16 protein-coding genes and 1 rRNA gene are annotated in these 17,602 nt (G+C 72.2%); 13 read left to right on the forward strand and 4 right to left on the reverse strand.

Going from position 1 to position 17,602, the window contains the following annotated elements:
* The 3 genes from rrf to ACI2LP_RS27755 form a co-directional block, all read left to right on the forward strand.
* Window positions 1-92, forward strand: a 5S ribosomal RNA gene (gene rrf, locus ACI2LP_RS27745); the annotation flags it as partial.
* A 236-nt stretch (window positions 93-328) separates the two neighbouring features.
* Window positions 329-1,648 carry a hypothetical protein gene (locus tag ACI2LP_RS27750; RefSeq protein ID WP_404727253.1) on the forward strand — a complete coding sequence of 440 codons (1,320 nt, stop codon included), beginning with the start codon at window positions 329-331 and terminating at the stop codon, window positions 1,646-1,648.
* Window positions 1,633-2,283, forward strand: coding sequence for a hypothetical protein (locus ACI2LP_RS27755; RefSeq protein WP_404727254.1), 651 nt, complete (start codon window positions 1,633-1,635; stop codon window positions 2,281-2,283). Before ACI2LP_RS27750 ends, ACI2LP_RS27755 begins: the two co-directional genes overlap by 16 nt.
* 63 nt (window positions 2,284-2,346) lie before the next feature.
* On the opposite strand, the gene ACI2LP_RS27760 is transcribed toward ACI2LP_RS27755, so the two are convergent.
* On the reverse strand, window positions 2,347-3,627 hold the full coding sequence (locus ACI2LP_RS27760) for a DUF1015 domain-containing protein (protein ID WP_404727255.1): 1,281 nt from the start codon (window positions 3,625-3,627) through the stop codon (window positions 2,347-2,349).
* A gap of 71 nt (window positions 3,628-3,698) precedes the next feature.
* On the opposite strand from ACI2LP_RS27760, the gene ACI2LP_RS27765 reads away from it, so the two are divergent.
* The 4 genes from ACI2LP_RS27765 to ACI2LP_RS27780 all read left to right on the forward strand — a co-directional run bounded on the left by ACI2LP_RS27765 (window position 3,699) and on the right by ACI2LP_RS27780 (window position 7,849).
* Window positions 3,699-4,727: an HAD hydrolase-like protein gene (locus ACI2LP_RS27765; RefSeq protein WP_404727256.1), complete on the forward strand. Its 1,029-nt coding sequence runs from the start codon at window positions 3,699-3,701 to the stop codon at window positions 4,725-4,727.
* 145 nt (window positions 4,728-4,872) lie between these two features.
* Window positions 4,873-5,874 carry a FecCD family ABC transporter permease gene (locus ACI2LP_RS27770; protein WP_404727406.1) on the forward strand — a complete coding sequence of 334 codons (1,002 nt, stop codon included), beginning with the start codon at window positions 4,873-4,875 and terminating at the stop codon, window positions 5,872-5,874.
* Window positions 5,871-6,917, forward strand: a complete 1,047-nt coding sequence (locus ACI2LP_RS27775; protein WP_404727257.1) for a FecCD family ABC transporter permease — start codon at window positions 5,871-5,873, stop codon at window positions 6,915-6,917. The genes ACI2LP_RS27770 and ACI2LP_RS27775 overlap by 4 nt, the downstream gene beginning before the upstream one ends.
* A gap of 80 nt (window positions 6,918-6,997) precedes the next feature.
* Complete coding sequence (locus ACI2LP_RS27780; RefSeq protein WP_404727407.1) at window positions 6,998-7,849, forward strand: ABC transporter ATP-binding protein; 852 nt, start codon at window positions 6,998-7,000, stop codon at window positions 7,847-7,849.
* Here ACI2LP_RS27780 and ACI2LP_RS27785 read toward each other — a convergent pair.
* The gene (locus tag ACI2LP_RS27785; protein ID WP_404727258.1) at window positions 7,833-8,180 is read right to left on the reverse strand and encodes an SCP2 sterol-binding domain-containing protein; all 348 of its coding nucleotides are present in this window, start codon (window positions 8,178-8,180) and stop codon (window positions 7,833-7,835) included. The two genes, ACI2LP_RS27780 and ACI2LP_RS27785, sit on opposite strands and share 17 nt — an antisense overlap.
* A gap of 42 nt (window positions 8,181-8,222) precedes the next feature.
* Between ACI2LP_RS27785 and ACI2LP_RS27790 the strand changes: the two genes are divergently transcribed.
* The 6 genes from ACI2LP_RS27790 (at window position 8,223) to ACI2LP_RS27815 (ending at window position 14,373) form a co-directional block, all read left to right on the forward strand.
* Window positions 8,223-8,612 (forward strand): hypothetical protein, encoded by a 390-nt coding sequence (locus ACI2LP_RS27790; RefSeq protein WP_404727259.1) that lies wholly within the window; start codon window positions 8,223-8,225, stop codon window positions 8,610-8,612.
* Between the two features lie 7 nt (window positions 8,613-8,619).
* Complete coding sequence (locus tag ACI2LP_RS27795; protein WP_404727260.1) at window positions 8,620-9,435, forward strand: TlyA family RNA methyltransferase; 816 nt, start codon at window positions 8,620-8,622, stop codon at window positions 9,433-9,435.
* Window positions 9,432-10,349 carry an NAD kinase gene (locus tag ACI2LP_RS27800; RefSeq protein ID WP_404727261.1) on the forward strand — a complete coding sequence of 306 codons (918 nt, stop codon included), beginning with the start codon at window positions 9,432-9,434 and terminating at the stop codon, window positions 10,347-10,349. The genes ACI2LP_RS27795 and ACI2LP_RS27800 overlap by 4 nt, the downstream gene beginning before the upstream one ends.
* 228 nt (window positions 10,350-10,577) lie before the next feature.
* Window positions 10,578-12,323 (forward strand): DNA repair protein RecN, encoded by a 1,746-nt coding sequence (gene recN, locus ACI2LP_RS27805; protein WP_404727262.1) that lies wholly within the window; start codon window positions 10,578-10,580, stop codon window positions 12,321-12,323.
* Between the two features lie 107 nt (window positions 12,324-12,430).
* Window positions 12,431-13,204 (forward strand): hypothetical protein, encoded by a 774-nt coding sequence (locus ACI2LP_RS27810; protein WP_404727263.1) that lies wholly within the window; start codon window positions 12,431-12,433, stop codon window positions 13,202-13,204.
* 89 nt (window positions 13,205-13,293) lie between these two features.
* On the forward strand, window positions 13,294-14,373 hold the full coding sequence (locus ACI2LP_RS27815) for a glycosyltransferase family 4 protein (protein ID WP_404727264.1): 1,080 nt from the start codon (window positions 13,294-13,296) through the stop codon (window positions 14,371-14,373).
* A gap of 56 nt (window positions 14,374-14,429) precedes the next feature.
* Here ACI2LP_RS27815 and ACI2LP_RS27820 read toward each other — a convergent pair whose 3' ends face one another.
* On the reverse strand, window positions 14,430-16,055 hold the full coding sequence (locus tag ACI2LP_RS27820) for a PucR family transcriptional regulator (RefSeq protein ID WP_404727265.1): 1,626 nt from the start codon (window positions 16,053-16,055) through the stop codon (window positions 14,430-14,432).
* Window positions 16,056-16,151: 96 nt separating this feature from the next.
* Window positions 16,152-17,549, reverse strand: coding sequence for an FAD-binding oxidoreductase (locus tag ACI2LP_RS27825; protein WP_404727266.1), 1,398 nt, complete (start codon window positions 17,547-17,549; stop codon window positions 16,152-16,154).
* Window positions 17,550-17,602 lie beyond the last annotated feature (53 nt).

Raw genomic sequence — 17,602 nt, forward strand, 5'->3', positions numbered from 1 at the left:
CGCCCGGTTACATTCCGAACCCGGAAGCTAAGCCTTTCAGCGCCGATGGTACTGCAGGGGGGACCCTGTGGGAGAGTAGGACGCCGCCGAACAATCTTTCAAGGACCCGTGGTCCAGCGTTCACGCTGGACCACGGGTCCTTTTTTGTTTTGCTTACTTTTCCGAAGTGCGCGTCCGATGGCCGGCTGCGCGAGAATGGCTGCAGCAGCCGAAGACAGGAGTTACCCCATGTCCACCAACTCTCCCGACGATCGTCCGGAGCGCGAGCCGCGTCGCAGGGACGGTGGCGACCGGGGCGGACGCCCCAGTGGTGGCGGCGGCTTCCGGCGTGACGACCGTGACCGTGACCGTGGTGGGTACCGCGGGTCGCGTGATGACCGTGGCCAGCGTGATGACCGGGACCGTGGGCCGCGTCGGGATGACGACCGGGATCGCGGTGGCTACCGCGGTCAGCGTGATGACCGGGGTGGTCGTCCCAGCGGTGGTGGCGGTTACGGCTCCCGTCCCAGCGGCAGCGGCAGTGGCGGTGGCGGTGGCGGCAGTTACGGCTCCCGGCCCAGCGGCGGCGGGGGATACGGCTCCCGTCCCAGCGGCGGTGGCAGTGGTGGCGGTGGCTTCCGGCGCGATGACCGTTCCGGTGGTGGCAGCGGCGGTGGTTACGGCCGTCGTGACGAGCGGCCCAGCGGTCCGCGGCGCGACGACGACCGCGGCGGACGCCCCACCGGTGGCGACCGTGGCGGACGCCCCACCGGCGGTGGCGGTTACGGGCGCCGTGATGACAAGCGTGATGATCGCCGCGACGACCGTCCGTCCTTCCGGCGCGACGACGACCGTGGTGGGTACCGCGGTCCCCGCGACGACCGTGGGTCTCGCCCCGGTGGCAGTGGTGGCGGCGGCTTCCGGCGTGACGACCGTGACCGTGACCGTGGTGGGTACCGCGGGTCGCGTGATGACCGCGGGTCGCGTGATGACCGTGGGCCGCGTGATGACCGGGACCGTGGGCCGCGTCGGGATGACGACCGGGATCGCGGTGGCTACCGCGGTCAGCGTGATGACCGGGGTGGTCGTCCCAGCGGTGGTGGCGGTTACGGCTCCCGTCCCAGCGGCAGTGGCGGTGGCGGTGGCGGCAGTTACGGCTCCCGGCCCAGCGGCGGTGGCGGATACGGCTCCCGTCCCAGCGGCGGTGGCAGTGGTGGCGGTGGCTTCCGGCGCGATGACCGTTCCGGTGGTGGCAGCGGCGGTGGTTACGGCCGTCGTGACGAGCGGCCCAGCGGTCCGCGGCGCGACGACGACCGCGGCGGACGCCCCACCGGTGGCGACCGTGGCGGACGCCCCACCGGCGGTGGCGGTTACGGGCGCCGTGACGACCGTGACCGCGGTGGGTACCGCGGGCAGCGCGACGACCGTAGTGACGGGCGCCGTGACGACCGCGACCGTGGTGGATACCGCGGGTCTCGTGACGACCGCGGTGGCTACGGCCGGCGGGACGAGCGTGACCGTGGGGACCGCGAGCCGATCAAGCGGCTGCCGATTCCCGAGGACGTCACGGGCGATGAGATCGACAAGGACGTACGGCAGGAGCTGCAGAGCCTGCCGAAGGGCCTCGCCGAGGATGTCGCCAAGAACCTCGTCATGGTCGCCAATCTGATCGACGAGGACCCCGAGCAGGCGTACGCCTACTCCAAGGTCGCGCTGCGGCTCGCCTCGCGTGTGGCGGCTGTGCGCGAGGCCGCGGGCTTCGCCGCGTACGCGACGCAGAAGTACTCCGAGGCGCTGGCCGAGTTCAGGGCGGCCCGGCGGATGACCGGGAGCGTCGAGCTGTGGCCCGTGATGGCCGACTGCGAGCGCGGACTCGGGCGTCCCGAGCGGGCGATGGCGATGGCCGGTGAGCCCGAGGTGCAGAAGCTCGACAAGGCCGGGCAGGTCGAGATGCGGCTGGTCGCGGCCGGTGCGCGCAGGGACATGGGGCAGCTCGACGCCGCCATCGTCACCCTGCAGAGCCCCGAGCTGGCGTCCAACTCCGTGCAGCCCTGGACCGCGCGGCTGCGTTACGCGTACGCGGACGCGCTGCTTGCGGCCGGGCGTGAGGACGAGGCACGCGAGTGGTTCGCCAAGGCGCTGGAAGCCGACAAGGACGGGGCCACGGACGCCTCGGACCGGCTCGCCGAGCTTGATGGCGTGGAGTTCGTCGACGCCATCGACGAAGCGGCCATCGACGAAGCGCATCAGGGCGACGAGGGCGATGAAGCCGAAGCGGCCGACGAGGCCGACAAGGGCGAATAGCCAGTAGCGAAAAGGGCGGCACCCACGATGGGTGCCGCCCTTTCGTATGTCCGGAATTCCGGGTCAGTCCACCGTCAGGCTTCTCAGCACCAGGCCCGTCGCCGGCTTCGGGCCGAACGACGTGGACTTGCGGGGCATCGTGACACCCTCGCGCGCGAGATCCCGTACGACGTCCTCCCGTACCGGATGCATCAACACCGCCGTGCTGCCGTGGCGTTCGGCCTGTGTCACGGCCGCCTCGGTGTCGTGGATGTATGCGATGTGCTCCGGGGTGTCCGGGATCCGCCAGATCTGGTCCAGAAGCGTCGAGTGGAGGACCGTTGCGTCGAGCGTGCGCCAGGCCTCGGGTCGGTCGCGGCGCACCGTACGGGCCAGCAGTTCCGGGTCCGGGCGGTCGATCAGATGGAAGGCGCCGTCGCCCGCGAGCAGGAAGGCGTTCCCCTCGGCAGCCGCGTGCCCGAGGGCCTCCAGGGCCTGCGGCAGTGAGGTGTCCAGGCGCCGGACGCGGAAGGAGCCGCTCAGGGCGGAGAGGGCGTCGGCAACCGGGAGGCGGTGCAGCAGGCGGTGGATGGCGCGGACCCGGAGCGGATAGCGGGCGGTGTCGATCAGCAGGACGAGGCCGTAGCTCCAGGGGCTGGACGAGGGGTGCTCGGCGCGCAGCCGCAGATACGTCGCCCAGCGGTGGTGGCCGTCGGCGATCAGCGCCTGACGGTCGGACAGATCCGCGCGGATCTCGGCCAGGTCGCCGGGGTCCGTCACCGACCACAGGCGGTGGTCGAAGCCGTCCTCCGTGGTGGTGGCCAGGAGCGGGGCGCGCAGGACGGTGCGTTCGATGACGGCGGTCGCGCCGGACTCGTTGCCCATGCTGCGATAGGTGAGCAGCAGCGGTTCGAGGTTGGCGGCGGTGGTGCGCATCAGCGCCGCGCGGTCCGCCACGATGTGCGGCATCACGTCCTCGTGGGGCAGGACGACGCCCTCGGACGGCTCGGACAGGGCGAGCGCGCCGATGATGCCGCGCTGCAGGATGTCGCCCTGGCGCTGCTCGTACACATAGAGCGCCGGCTCGGGGTCCGCGGCCAGGATGCCCTCGTCGAGCCAGCGGCTGAGGGTCTCGGCGGCCTGCTGGTTGCGTGCGCCCGCGGTGTTCGCCTGCGGGAGGATCAGCCGGACGATGTTGTACGGGTCCGCCGACTCCAGGTGGTGCAGGCCGTCGGGCCTGACGACGACGTCGTACGGCGGCGAGGTCACGGCGGCGAGGCTGCCGACCCGCTCGGGGACATAGCGCAGTCCACGGAACGGGATCAGGTGCAGACCGTCATTGGCCGCAGGACCTTCGGTGTTCATTTGTGCATCGTATGTGGGGCGCGGGCATGAGAGATGATCGGGGGAGCGGCACTGAGCGAGGAGCGGATCGAATGAGTCAGCAGAGCAGGAACCGGCCGAGCGGAAGTGCGACGGCGCTCAGCGAGGCGTACGACACGGCGCTGCTGGACCTGGACGGCGTGGTGTACGCGGGTGGTGAGGCGATCGCGCACGCCGTGGACTCGCTGCTGACGGCCCGCGCGGGCGGGATGCACCTCGCGTATGTCACGAACAACGCGCTGCGGCCGCCTCAGGCCGTGGCCGCGCACATCACCGAGCTGGGTGTGCCGACCGATGCGGCGGATGTCATCAACTCCGCGCAGGCGGTTGCCCGGTTGATCTCCGAGCAGGTGCCGGCCGGGTCCCGGGTGCTGGTGGTCGGCGGGGACGGGCTGCGCGTCGCGCTGCGGGAGCGGGGCCTTGTGCCGGTGGAGTCCGCCGACGACGACCCGGCTGCGGTGGTGCAGGGGTACGGCGGGCCGGATCTGGCGTGGGGGCGTTTCGCGGAGGCCTGTTATGCGATCGCGCGGGGCGTGCCGTGGTTTGCGTCCAACACCGATCTGACGATTCCCAGTGCGCGCGGGATCGCGCCCGGCAACGGTGCGGCCGTGGAGGTCGTACGGATAGCGACGGGGGCGGAGCCGCAGGTGGCGGGGAAGCCGCTGCCGCCGATGCACAAGGAGACGATCCTGCGGACGGGGGCTCGGAAGCCGCTGGTGGTGGGGGACCGGTTGGACACGGACATCGAGGGCGCGTTCAACGGGGGCGTGGACTCGCTGCTCGTACTGACCGGGGTGACGGACGGCGCGCAGCTGGTGGCCGCGCGGCCCGAGCACCGGCCGACGTATGTGGACGCGGATCTGCGCGGGATGCTGACCGGGCAGCCCGAAGTGGCTGAGACGGACGGCGGGTTCGGGTGCGGTGGATGGACCGCGTCCGTGCGCGACGACGAGCTTGCGCTGGAGGGCGGGGGCGAACCACTGGACGGGTTGCGGGCGCTGTGTGCGGCGGCCTGGACCCAGGCCGGGGACGGCGTGTGCACGCTGGACGCGGGCAAGTCGCTGTCCCGGCTGGGGTTGTAGCCCCTGGGCCCTCGGCGAGGTAGAAGACCCCCTCGGCGACGAGAGGGGACTTCCCTCACCCAGGAGCGATGGGAGGGTAGGCTAACCTAACCTCGTGTTGGTCGACAGTCCCCCCGAACAGAGCGCGGAGCCGATATCCGCACCCATGTCCCGGAAGCGCCATGCGCTGCGCGCCACCGGGCTGCTGGTGTCCCTCGGCGTCCTGCTGCTGGTCTGCGCCGCGAGCATCGCCGTCGGTGCCAAGTCCGTACCGCTCTCCGACGTGTGGCACGGCCTGTTCCACAACGCGGGCGTCGGCAATGACGTGATCGTCCACGATGTGCGGGTGCCGCGGACCCTGCTCGGGCTCATTGTCGGCGCCGCCCTCGGGCTCTCGGGCGCGGTGATGCAGGCACTCACCCGCAACCCGCTCGCCGAACCGGGACTGCTCGGCGTCAACGCGGGAGCATCGGCCGCCGTCGTCTCCGCCATCAGCTTCCTCGGCGTCACATCGCTGACCGGATATGTCTGGTTCGCGTTCCTCGGCGCGGCCGTCGTCTCCGTGCTCGTGTACCTGCTCGGCGGCAGCCGGGGCGCGACTCCGGTACGACTCGCGCTCGCCGGGACCGCGGCCACCGCCGCGCTCTACGGCTACATCAATGCCGTACAGCTGCTGGACGCGGCCGCGCTCGACCGGCTGCGCTTCTGGACGGTCGGCTCGCTGGCCTCGGCAGACATGGGCACCATCGGCAGGATCGCGCCCTTCATCGGCATCGGCACGGTGCTTGCGCTGCTGCTCGCGCGGCCGCTCAACGCCATGGAGATGGGCGAGGACACCGCCCGCGCGCTCGGCGCGCATCTCAACCGCACGCGCGCGCTCGCGATGCTCGCCGTCACGCTCCTGTGCGGGGCAGCGACCGCCGCCTGCGGGCCGATCGTCTTCATCGGGCTGATGATCCCGCACCTCGTACGTACCATCACCGGACCCGACATGCGGTGGATCCTGCCGTACGCCACCGTCCTGTCACCCGTGCTGCTGCTGGGCGCCGATGTCGTCGGCCGGGTCATCACCCGCCCCTCCGAGCTGCAGGTCGGCATTGTCACCGCGCTCATCGGCGGGCCCGTCTTCATCCATCTCGTACGCCGCAAGAGGATGGCCCAGCTGTGAAGGCCACGAAGGGCGTGAAGGCGATACGCACCCCCGGCGGTCTCTCCTTTCGCGTCGATCCCCGGACGGCCGCCGTCGTACTGCTGCTGACCGCGGCCGCGCTGGCCGCCGCGGTCCTACTGATCGGCAGCGGCGATTTCCCGATCCCGCCCGGCGAGGTCATCGCCACGCTCCTCGGGAACGGTACGCCCGCGCAGGAGTTCATCGTCCAGGACCTGCGGCTGCCGCGGGCGCTCGTCGGACTGCTCGTCGGCGCCTCGCTCGCGCTGAGCGGCGCGATCTTCCAGTCCATCTCCCGCAATCCGCTGGGCAGTCCGGATGTGATCGGCTTCGGTCAGGGCGCGACCGTCGGCGCGCTCAGCGTGATCGTCCTCTTTCACGGAGGGGCGTTGGCCGTGGCGGGAGGCGCGGTCGTCGGCGGACTCGCAACCGGCATCGCGGTCTATGCGCTGGCCTGGAAGCGCGGGGTGCACGGCTACCGGCTGGTCCTGGTCGGCATCGGCATCGCGGCCATGCTCACGGCCGCGATCCACTATCTGCTCACCAAGGCCAGCCTGGTCGACGCCGCCGAGGCCACGCTGTGGATGACCGGTTCGCTCGACGGCCGCGACCGGGCCCAGGTCTGGCCGCTGCTCGGGGTTCTCGGCGTCCTCGTACCGCTCGTCATCTGCTACGGAAGACCGCTGCGGATGCTGGAGATGGGCGACGACGCCGCGTACGCGCTGGGGGCACCCGTCGAGCGCACGCGCGTGGTGCTGATGGCCTCGGGCGTCCTGCTCGTCGCGGTCGCCACCTCGGCCGCCGGGCCGATCTCCTTCGTCGCGCTCAGCGCGCCGCAGCTCGCCCGCCGACTGACCCGCTCGCCGGGGCCGAACCTCGCCGCGGCCACGGTGATGGGCGCGGCTCTGCTGCTGGTCGCCGACTGGGTCGCCACCAGCGCCTTCGGTGAGCGCGAACTGCCGGTGGGCGTGGTGACCGGGGTGCTCGGCGGCTGCTATCTGCTCTGGCTGCTGGTCACCGAACGCAAGGCGGGGCGCATATGAACCCCGCGATCCCCGAAAAGCACGCGATCCCCGCGATCCCCGCGATGCCCGAGAACCCCGAATCCAGGAGTACGACGACCATGCAGCGCCTCACCGCGGAATCGGTCACCCTCGGCTACGATCGGCGCGTCATCGCCGAGAACCTCTCGGTGGAGATCCCCGACAACTCCTTCACGGTGATCGTCGGCCCCAACGCCTGTGGCAAGTCGACACTGCTGCGTGCCCTTTCCCGGATGCTCAAGCCGTCCCGGGGCCGGGTCCTGCTGGATGGGCAGACCATCCACTCGATGCCCGCGAAGAAGGTCGCCAGGACGCTTGGCCTGCTGCCCCAGTCGTCGATCGCGCCGGACGGGATCACGGTCGCCGACCTGGTCGCGCGCGGCCGTTATCCGCATCAGGGACTGCTGCGCCAGTGGTCGCCCGAGGACGAGCGGATCGTCGAGGAGTCGATGGCCGCGACCGGAGTCGGCGAACTGGCCGAGCGCTATGTCGACGAACTCTCCGGCGGGCAGCGGCAGCGTGTGTGGATCGCGATGGCGCTGGCCCAGCAGACCCCGCTGCTGCTGCTCGACGAGCCCACGACGTTCCTCGACATCCAGCACCAGCTGGAGGTGCTCGACCTCTGCGCCGAGCTGCACGAGACGCAGGGGCGCACGCTCGTGGCCGTACTGCACGACCTCAACCAGGCCGCCCGTTACGCCACGCACCTCATCGCCCTGCGCGAAGGCACGGTCGTCGCCGAGGGCGCGCCCGCCGACGTGGTCACCGCCGAGCTGGTGGAGCAGGTCTTCGGGGTGAAGAGCCAGGTCATCGAGGACCCCGAGTCCGGGACGCCACTGGTGGTACCGGCCGCCCGCAGACGCGGCAGTACGGCAGTGTCCGGCGCCGTCTCCGGCGTCGGCGCCACGGGAGTGTCTACAGCAGCGTCCTGAGGCGTAGCAGATCGCGGAAGCCGGCCTCGAGCCTGACCCGGCCGGAGGCCCAGGCCTTCGCGAAGTTCAGCTCGCCGTTCACCATCGCCACCAGGTCGTCGCCCGTCATCGCGAGGCGGATCTGCGCCCGCTCGCGCGGGGGCCCCTGGAGCGTGTCGGTCACCTCGATCCGGCCGTCGTCGAGACGGCCGGTGAAGGTGATGTCCAGGTCCTTGATGTGGCAGCTCAGCGAACGGTCCAGTGCCGCCGCGCCGCGCACGTCGCCGTCCGCCTGTGCCAGGTTGTCCGAGAGTTTGTCGAGCGCGCTGCGGCACTCTTCCGTCGTCGCCATCGTGATCGACGGTACCTCAGGGCTTCGCGGTAGCGTCTGGGCATGAGCGACTCGATGCCGGGCCCACAGGTCCAGGGCTCACAGTTCCGGGGCTCACAGGCCCAGGGCCAGGAGATCCCGGAGCAGGAGTTCCCGGACCCGGAGGCCCAGGAAGCCCAAGGGGCCCAGGAGGCCCACGACCCGGACCCGCGGGCGTACGAACCCGCCGCGCCCGCGCCCATCGGCGTGCCGCGCGTGCCCACCGGAAATGCCGAGGTGGACGCCCGGCTGGAGCGCCTGGCCGATGCCGACCACCTCCCGGCGGACGGACATCTCGAGGTGTACGAGGATGTACACCGCGGGCTGCGTGACGCGCTGACCGCGCTCGACGCACGCCCGGCCCCTGCACCCCAGGGGCCCTCGCCGTCACCCCCGTACAACTACAGGAGCTGAACCGAACGTGGCAGGAGTGGCCCGCCTCCGTCTCGACGCCGAGCTGGTACGCCGCAACCTCGCGCGCTCACGCGAGCATGCGAGCATGCTGATCGCCGCGGGGCGGGTGACCGTCGGCGGCAACACCGCGACGAAGCCCGCCACCCAGGTCGAGAAGAGCGCCGCCATCGTCGTCACCGCCGACGACAGTGACCCCGACTACGTCTCGCGCGGCGGACACAAGCTCGCCGGCGCGCTGGCGGCCTTCGTACCGCTCGGCCTGAAGGTCGAGGGACGGCGGGCACTGGACGCGGGCGCGTCGACCGGTGGCTTCACGGACGTGCTGCTGCGGGCAGGCGCCCGTCAGGTGGTGGCGGTCGACGTCGGTTACGGCCAACTCGCCTGGTCTCTTCAGAGTGATGAACGCGTGACGGTCAAGGACCGTACCAATGTCCGCGAGCTGACGCTGGAGACGATCGACGGTGAGGCGGTGGACCTGGTGGTGGGGGACCTTTCCTTCATTCCGCTCGGCCTCGTCCTGCCTGCGCTCGTCCGGTGCACGGCTCCCGACGCCGACCTCGTACTGATGGTCAAGCCGCAGTTCGAGGTGGGCAAGGAACGCCTCGGCAGCGGTGGCGTCGTACGCAGCCCGGAGCTGCGCGCCGACGCGGTACGTGCCGTGGCGGGCAGGGCGGCGGAGCTCGGTCTTGGCGTGCTCGGCGTCACGGCGAGTCCGCTGCCGGGACCCTCCGGGAATGTCGAGTACTTTCTGTGGCTCCGCGCCGGAGCGCCCGAGCTCGATCCGGCGGAAGTCGACCGTGCAGTGGCGGAGGGACCTCGTTGACAACGACACCAGCAGCGACACCAGCGCGCACCGTTTTCCTGCTTGCGCACACCGGCCGGCCCGCGGCGATCCGCAGCGCCGAACTCGTCGTACAAGGGCTGCTGCGCCACGGTCTGGGCGTGCGCGTACTGGAGGCCGAGGCGGTCGATCTGCCGCTGCCGCCGTCCGTCGGGACCGTGAAGGAGGCGACCCCCGACGTACTCGACGGGTGTGAGCTGCTGATCGTGCTCGGCGGGGACGGGACGCTGCTGCGCGGCGCCGAGTTCGCACGCGCCTCCGGGGTGCCGATGCTCGGCGTCAACCTGGGGCGCGTGGGCTTTCTCGCGGAGGCGGAGCGCGACGACCTCGACAAGGTCGTCGACCGGGTCGTCAGACGGGCGTACGAGGTCGAGGAGCGCATGACCATCGATGTGGTCGTGCGCACCAACGGCGATGTCGTGCACCGCGACTGGGCGCTGAACGAGGCCGCCGTGCAGAAGGTCTCGCCCGACCGGATGCTGGAGGTCGTCCTGGAGATCGACGGCCGGCCGGTGACCGGCTTCGGCTGCGACGGCATCGTCTGCGCGACGCCGACCGGCTCGACGGCCTACGCCTTCTCGGCGGGCGGGCCGGTGGTGTGGCCCGAGGTCGAGGCGCTGCTGATGGTGCCGATCAGCGCGCACGCGCTGTTCGCCAAGCCGCTGGTGACCTCGCCGACGTCGGTGCTGGCGGTGGAGGTGCAGCGGAACACGCCGCACGGGGTGCTGTGGTGCGACGGGCGCAGGACGATCGAACTGCCGTCCGCGGCACGGGTGGAGGTGCGGCGGGGGGCCGTTCCGGTACGGCTGGCGCGACTGCACCATGCGTCCTTCACGGACCGGCTGGTCGCCAAGTTCGCGCTGCCGGTCTCGGGTTGGCGCGGCGCGCCGCACTGACCCGGCCCCCGCGCGGGCGCTCGTCCCGCATCCGCGGGCCGGGGGAGCAATATGTCCGGAGCTCGCCCAAAACGGAGAAGACCGGTTCATCTCCCCGTGGGCGGCGTAGCCGTGCGTCAACGAGTCGAGTACCGCAGAGTGACGCCCTGCCCGGTGCATCGGCACCCGTTTCCTCTCATTCCGTGCCCGGAGGCAGGGCGACGTCGCATCGGACGGGGGAAACCTCGTATGGTCAGGTCCGTGTTGGAGGAGATGCGGATACGGTCACTCGGGGTCATCGACGATGCGGTCGTCGAGCTGTCCCCCGGTTTCACCGCGGTGACCGGTGAGACGGGCGCGGGCAAGACCATGGTCGTCACCAGCCTGGGGCTGCTGCTCGGCGGGCGCGCCGACCCCGCCCTGGTGCGGATCGGCGCCAAGTCGGCGGTGGTGGAGGGGCGGATCGGTGTGCCCGCCGGGGCCCCGGCCGCGCTGCGGGCCGAGGAGGCCGGGGCGGAACTCGACGACGACACCCTGCTGATCAGCAGGACCGTCTCCGCGGAGGGGCGCTCGCGCGCCCACATCGGCGGACGGTCCGTGCCGGTCGGCATGTTGTCCGAGCTGGCCGACGAGCTCGTCGCCGTACACGGCCAGACCGACCAGCAGGGGCTGCTGCGGCCCGCGCGGCAGCGGGAGGCGCTCGACCGTTACGCGGGCGGCGCGGTCACCGGCCCGCTCGCCAAGTACACGGCCGCGTACCGGCGGCTGCGCGCAGTCTCCGCCGAGCTGGACGAGCTGACCACGCGCGCCCGCGAGCGCGCGCAGGAAGCCGATCTGCTGCGTTTCGGGCTGAACGAGATCGCGGGCGTCGAGCCGCGCGGGGGCGAGGATGTCGAACTCGCCGCCGAGGCCGAGCGCCTTGGGCACGCCGAGGCCCTCGCGTCCGCCGCTTCGGTCGCGCATGCCGCGCTGGCGGGCAATCCCGAGGACCCGGAAGGCGTGGACGCGACGACGCTCGTCGCGGGTGCGGGGCGGGCACTGGACGCCGTGCGCTCCCACGATCCGGCCCTGGCCGCGCTCGCCGACCGGATGGGCGAGATCTCCATCCTGCTCGGTGATGTGGCGGGAGAACTCGCCGGGTACGCGGACAATCTGGACGCCGACCCGCTGCGGCTGGCCGCGGTGGAGGAGCGGCGCGCGGCGCTGACCGCGCTGACCCGCAAGTACGGCGCGAGTATCGATGCCGTTCTGGCCTGGGCGGAGGCCGGCGCGTCCCGGCTCATCGAGCTGGACGGCGACGACGACCGGATCGGCGAGCTGGCGGCGGAGCGAGACGCCCTGCGGGGTGAATTGTCCGGTCTGGCCCAGGCATTGACCGACGCGCGTACGGAGGCGGCGGCGCGGTTCGCCGAAGCCGTCACCGAGGAACTGGCCTCCCTCGCGATGCCGCACGCGCGCGTGTCCTTCGACATCCGCCAGAGCGAGGATCCCGACGGAGTCGAGGTCGGCGGCCGTGCGGTGGCGTACGGACCGTCCGGCGTCGACGAGGTCGAGCTGCTGCTGGCGCCGCACCCGGGCGCGCCGCCCCGGCCGATCGCCAAGGGGGCATCGGGCGGTGAACTCTCGCGCGTGATGCTCGCGGTCGAGGTCGTCTTCGCGGGCACCGACCCGGTGCCGACGTATCTCTTCGACGAGGTCGACGCGGGCGTGGGCGGCAAGGCGGCGGTCGAGATCGGCCGGCGGCTTGCGAAGCTCGCGAAGACGGCGCAGGTGGTCGTGGTCACGCATCTGCCGCAGGTGGCCGCGTTCGCCGACCGGCAGCTGCTGGTCGAGAAGACGAACGACGGTTCGGTGACCCGAAGCGGTGTCACGGTCCTGGAGGGCGAGGACAGGGTGCGCGAGTTGTCGCGGATGCTGGCGGGCCAGGAGGATTCGCAGACGGCCCGGGCACACGCGGAGGAACTGCTGGCGACGGCGCGGGAAGACAGGCCCTAAGTCACCCGGTTCGTGGTCGCCGTGGGCCAGGGGGCGTTGGTGGTTGATCGCGGTGGGTTGTTTCGCGGGCGAGCCCCCAGCTGCGCGGCCCGCCTAGGGTGGGGTGCATGGCAGCATCGCGACACCCGGGGTCCAGCAGTCGTCTTGCCGCGTTTGTGACCGCCTTCGGAGCGACCCGCTCCGTGTACGGGGCGCTGCGCAGGCGTACGCCCGGTGATCCGGCGCAGTGGCAGCGCAAGAACTACGCGGGCCGCACCGTCGACCTCTACGCCGGCCCCGCCGTCGCGGTCGGGGCGGCGCTCGGCACCGTGCCCGCGCGAACCCGGGGCGCGGCCGGGCTCGCCGTCGTCGCGGCCGGGGCGTGCGGTGCGTACGACGACATGCTGGGGGACCACCGGCGTGGGTTCCGGGCGCATCTGGGCGCGCTCCGACAGGGCGAGGTGACCAGCGGCGCGGTGAAGCTGTTCGGGATCGGGGCGGCGGGGCTCGCGGCGGGTGCGCTGCTCAAGGAGCGGCCTGTCGACAAGCTGCTCGCCGGGTTCGTGATCGCCGGCGCCGCGCACTTCGTCAACCTCGTCGACGTCGCCCCGGGGCGGGCCGCCGTCGCCGTGCTCGGGATCGGCGCGCCCGGTCTGCTGCGGCGCGGCAGCGCGGGCGCGCTGGCTGCCGCTCCCATGGGGGCTGCGGCCGCGATCGTCACCGAGGACCTGGGTGAGCGCACGATGCTGGGCGACACCGGGGCCCACGCCCTGGGCGCGGCCCTCGGGACCGCGATCGTCGCGGGCAACGGCCGCGCCGGACTGGCCCTGCACGCGGCGGCTCTGATCGCGGCAGTTGCCTACGGGGACGAGGTCAGCCGTATCGCGGGATCACCCATGTGAGTGATCTCGCGCCCGGGCCTCCCGGCCCCGGCACGGCCATGTCGCCCGGACGGTGCCGGAACGTGCGTACGGGCTGGCATCCTTGGCGCGTGACACAGCTGCATACGGTCCAAGTGCTGGGCGGCGGCAGCGCGGGCAGCAGCGCGCATGTCCGGTCGTTGGCCGCGGGGCTGGTGGCACGGGGCGTGCGGGTGACTGTGTGCGCCCCCGCCGAACTGGAGCACGTCTACGACTTCCCCGGCTCCGGGGCGCGTTTCGCGGCCGTGCCGCGGCGGAGCGACCCGGGCGCGGTCGGCGCGCTGCGGGCTGCGTGTGCGGGGGCGGACGTGGTGCACGCGCACGGCCTGCACGCCGCCGTACGCACCACGCTGGCGCTCAGCGGGCAGCGCGTACCCCTCGTGGTCACCTGGCACACGCGCTCGCACGCCGACGGTGCGCGGGGTCAGGTGCTGCGTCTCCTTGAGCGAAGGGCCGCGCGGGCGGCGGCGGTTGTCCTGGGCACCTGCTCCGAGCTGGTCGACCGGGCCCGCAGGCGCGGCGCGCGCGATGCCCGCCTGGCGCCGGTCGCGGTACCGGCGGCGCGCGGGTGCCCGGGCGTCGAGGAGGGCAAGGCCCGGGCCGAACTGGGCGCGGTGGAGCGGCCGTTGCTGATGGCGGTGGGCAGCCTGGAGCCGCACCGGGGATACGGAACGCTGCTGGATGCGGCGCGGCTGTGGCGGGAGTTGGACCCCATGCCGCTGGTGGTGATCGCGGGGGAGGGGCGGGAACGGGCCGCGCTCCGGCGCCGTATCGAGGCGGAGGAACTGCCGGTGCGGCTGATGGGCCGCCGCGACGACATCGCCGACCTGCTGTCCGCGGCGGACGTGGCCCTCCTCCCGAGCCGCTGGGAGGCCCGCTCCCTGCTCGCTCAGGAGGCGCTCCGCCTGGGCGTCCCGCTGGTCGCGACGGCGGTCGGCGGCGTCCCCGAACTGGTCGGCGAAGCCGCGGAACTGGTCCCGTACGGGGACGCGGCGGCGCTGGCCGAGGCGGTGGCGCGGCTGCTGGGCGACGCGGAGAGACGGGCGGAACTGACGGCGGCGGGCCGGGTGCAGGCGGGGACATGGCCGACGGAGGACGAGACGATCGCGCAGGTGCTGAGCGTGTACGACGAGGTGGCCGCGCGGCGGTGACATCAGCGCCGCGCGGCACGTGACGTCAGCGGCTTACGGCACGTGGCGTCAGCGGCTCAGGGCACGTGGCGTCTCGCCCGCAGTGCCAGGCTCAGGGCCAGGACCGTCTGCGGGTCGTCCAGATCCGTGCCGAGCAGTTCCGAGATGCGGGCCAGGCGGTTGTACAGCGTCTGGCGGTTCAGGTGCAGTTCGCGGGCCGTTTCCGCCTTGCGGCCCGCGTGCGCCAGATACGTCTGCAGCGTCGGGAGCAGCGGGGGGCGCGAGGTGGTGTCGTGATCGCGGAGGGGGCCGATCGCGCGGTCCACGAAGGCCGCCAGGTCCGGGTGGTCCCGCAGGCGCCACAACAGCAGGTCGATGTCCAGGCGGCGGGCGTCGTACCAGGGGCGGTCGATCAGGCCCTGGGCCGCCGTCGCCGTTTCTGCCGCATGGCGCAGGCCCGCGGAGGCCGCTGCCCAGCCGCCCGCCATGCCGACCACCACGACGGGCGGGTTTGTGCCAGGGCGCTCAAGGCCGGCGCGTTCCACTCCCGCCCGCAGCGCCGCCGCGACCCGGTCCGCAACCGCCGTGCGTTCGGACTCGGAGCGCAGACCGAGCAGCAGCGGTACGCGTCCCTCCACGGGCCGTACGCCCAGCAGCACGGGTACGCCCACCGAAGACAGCTCCTCCAGCACCGCCCGGGCCAGCAGGGCCCAGTTCGCGGACGGTGAGAGCTCCGCGGCCATACGCATCACGACCGGCAGCAGCGGTCCGTCGCCCGGTTTGAAGCCCAGCACCCGCGCCTGGGCCGGCGCGTCCTCCGCCGTGATGCGGCCCTCCGCCAGATCTGTCAGGAAGTCGCCGCGGCCGCGCGCGGCCAGCTCCTCGTCCTGGCGGGCCTGCATCAGAACGACCGCCAGCAGCCCGGCCGCCCGCTCCGCCGCCATCCGGTGCACGGTCAGCAGCGGGGAGCCGACGGCAAGCAGCACCAGCCGGGCGCGTACGGAGGCCGCCCCCTGTCCGCCGCCGGGAACGTCCACCAGGACCGTCCCGGCCGGCGGTGACTCCCGTGCCGCACGCTGTCCGCGCAGCCCCTCCCACACCTGGAGCGGGTCCGCGCCCGCCTGCCCGGATTCGGAGCCTGCCGCGTACAGCAGCTGTCCGTCCGCGGTCTCCAGGAAGACCGGGTTGGCGCTGAAGTCCGCGAGGATACGCAGCACTTGGGGCACCCCGCCCCCGCTGAGCAGCACCTCCGTACATCGCCGGTGCACTTCCTCGGCCTGCCGCAGCAGCGCGTAGTGCCCGTTGACGATCTCGGTGTGGACCTCCTCCGTCACCGAGACGAACGGGACTTCGCGATGCAGTTGCACCAGCGGCAGACCGGCCGCCCGTGCGGTCTCGACGATCGCCGCCGGCAGCCGGCTGAAGCGCGGTCCGAGCTCGACGACCAGGGCGGCGATGCCCCGGTCGGCGAGACGGCGGACGAAGGCGCGCTGTTCCGCGGGCCGGGTGCCGAGACCGAGACCCGTGGTGAGCAGCAGCTCGCCGCCCTTGAGCAGGGATGCGATGTTCGGCACCTCGCCCGCGTGCACCCAGCGCACCGTACGGTTCAGCCGTTCCGCGCAGGCGACGACTTCCGGGAGTCCGGCGCGCAGCCCGGGCAGTTCGAGCGCCCTCTGGACCGTGATGCCACCTTGGGTCTCCACTGACTCGCCTCGCGCTCTCACTCGGGCCTGACTGGCGATCCGGACGCTACCGGGCAGCTGCATCCGTGCACATCACCAGGGCCGCGCGGGCAGTCGTCACGCCCCGTTCGTCGAGGCGGGCTTGATGTTGTGGTTCACCCGGAACACATTGTCCGGGTCGTACTCGGCCTTGACCGCAGCGAGCCGCTTGTAGTTGTCCTCGCCGTAGCTCGCGACGACCCGCTCCTGCCCCTCGTACCCGATGAAGTTCAGATAGGTCCCGCCGATCGACCAGGGTGCGACATCGGTGCGGACGTCCCGCACCCACTGCTTGGCACGCTCGTCGTCGGAGGGGTTCTCCCAGATCCCGAAGGGATGGACGACCCACGGCGCCGTGCGCCAGGGCACCGGATAGTCCGCCGGGCCCCTCGCCACCGCGCCGCCCACCGGGAACAGGACGTGCTGTGTGCCCGTCGGCACGGGCATACCGGACGCGCGTGCGCAGAAGACGTCCACGGCCTCGTCCGGAAGGCCGGTCAGATACTCCGCGGACCAGTAGTTGCGCAATCCGGGCGGGTCGTCCAGCATGCACTGCAGCTCCGCGTACGGCAGCTCGGTGATCACCTCTGCCCGGTGGCCGAACCCCATCAGCGGTTCGGTGACCTTGCGGGCCTCTGCCTCCGTGCCCGCGTAGGTGACCAGCGCCGCGAGCGCGAGCTTGCCCACCATCTGCTCGGGGACGAACGGCTCGGGCGGTCCGGTGAGATAGATGCACCCGCCGCCGGCCTCGTCCGGTGCGGAAGCCATGAAGTCACGGAAGGCACGCACGACTTGGGAACCGGCCTCCGGCCCGTACAGCAGCAGGACCATCGTCATCGCGGGAAGCAGATGCAGCCGCAGGGTGATGGCGGTCGCCACGCCGAAATTGCCGCCGCCGCCGTGCAGGGCCCAGAACAGCTCCGGGTTCTCGTCCGCACTGGCGTGCACCGTCTCGCCGTCGGCTGTCACCAGCTCGACGGCGATCAGATTGTCGCAGGCCAGGCCGTACTTGCGCTCCAGCCAGCCCGATCCGCCACCCAGCGTGAAGCCACCCACGCCGGTGGTGGACGCCCGCCCTCCGGTGGTCGCCAGCGCGAACGGCTGCGTCGCCCGGTCGAGATGGCTCATGGTGGCACCGCCGCCGACGCGTGCCGCGCGGGACCCGGCATCGACGATCACGGTGTGCATCCGGCGCAGGTCGACGACGATTCCGCCGTCGGTCAGCGCCATGCCCGCGACGCTGTGACCGCCGCCGCGAACGGCGATCTCCAGATCGTTGTCCCGGCCGAAGCGGATCGCCCTCGCCACATCGGCTTCCGTCTCGCACTGGGCGACGACCGCCGGGCGCCGGTCGATCATGCTGTTGAAAATGGTGCGCGCGTCGTCGTATCCCGCATCACCGGGAGCGAACACGTCGCCGGTCAGTGCCGTGCGGAGACCGGACAGCGCCGCCTCCGCCATGCCTTGGGGCGCCATTGATGGCCCCCTTCCGAGGGCGCGACAGGACCTTTTCATCGTAGTCCCGACCA

Origin of the sequence: Streptomyces sp. NPDC019890 (genome assembly GCF_044903445.1) — a bacterium.
GTDB lineage: Bacteria > Actinomycetota > Actinomycetes > Streptomycetales > Streptomycetaceae > Streptomyces.

What these genes read in the sequence shown, in the direction of transcription:
- ACI2LP_RS27755 (WP_404727254.1), top strand. Translation starts at nt 1,633, where the DNA reads ATGGTCGCCAATCTGATCGACGAGGACCCCGAGCAGGCGTACGCCTAC.
- ACI2LP_RS27760 (WP_404727255.1), bottom strand. Translation starts at nt 3,627, where the DNA reads ATGAACACCGAAGGTCCTGCGGCCAATGACGGTCTGCACCTGATCCCG.
- ACI2LP_RS27765 (WP_404727256.1), top strand. Translation starts at nt 3,699, where the DNA reads ATGAGTCAGCAGAGCAGGAACCGGCCGAGCGGAAGTGCGACGGCGCTC.
- ACI2LP_RS27770 (WP_404727406.1), top strand. Translation starts at nt 4,873, where the DNA reads ATGTCCCGGAAGCGCCATGCGCTGCGCGCCACCGGGCTGCTGGTGTCC.
- ACI2LP_RS27780 (WP_404727407.1), top strand. Translation starts at nt 6,998, where the DNA reads ATGCAGCGCCTCACCGCGGAATCGGTCACCCTCGGCTACGATCGGCGC.
- ACI2LP_RS27785 (WP_404727258.1), bottom strand. Translation starts at nt 8,180, where the DNA reads ATGGCGACGACGGAAGAGTGCCGCAGCGCGCTCGACAAACTCTCGGAC.
- ACI2LP_RS27790 (WP_404727259.1), top strand. Translation starts at nt 8,223, where the DNA reads ATGAGCGACTCGATGCCGGGCCCACAGGTCCAGGGCTCACAGTTCCGG.
- recN (WP_404727262.1), top strand. Translation starts at nt 10,578, where the DNA reads ATGGTCAGGTCCGTGTTGGAGGAGATGCGGATACGGTCACTCGGGGTC.
- ACI2LP_RS27810 (WP_404727263.1), top strand. Translation starts at nt 12,431, where the DNA reads ATGGCAGCATCGCGACACCCGGGGTCCAGCAGTCGTCTTGCCGCGTTT.
- ACI2LP_RS27825 (WP_404727266.1), bottom strand. Translation starts at nt 17,549, where the DNA reads ATGGCGCCCCAAGGCATGGCGGAGGCGGCGCTGTCCGGTCTCCGCACG.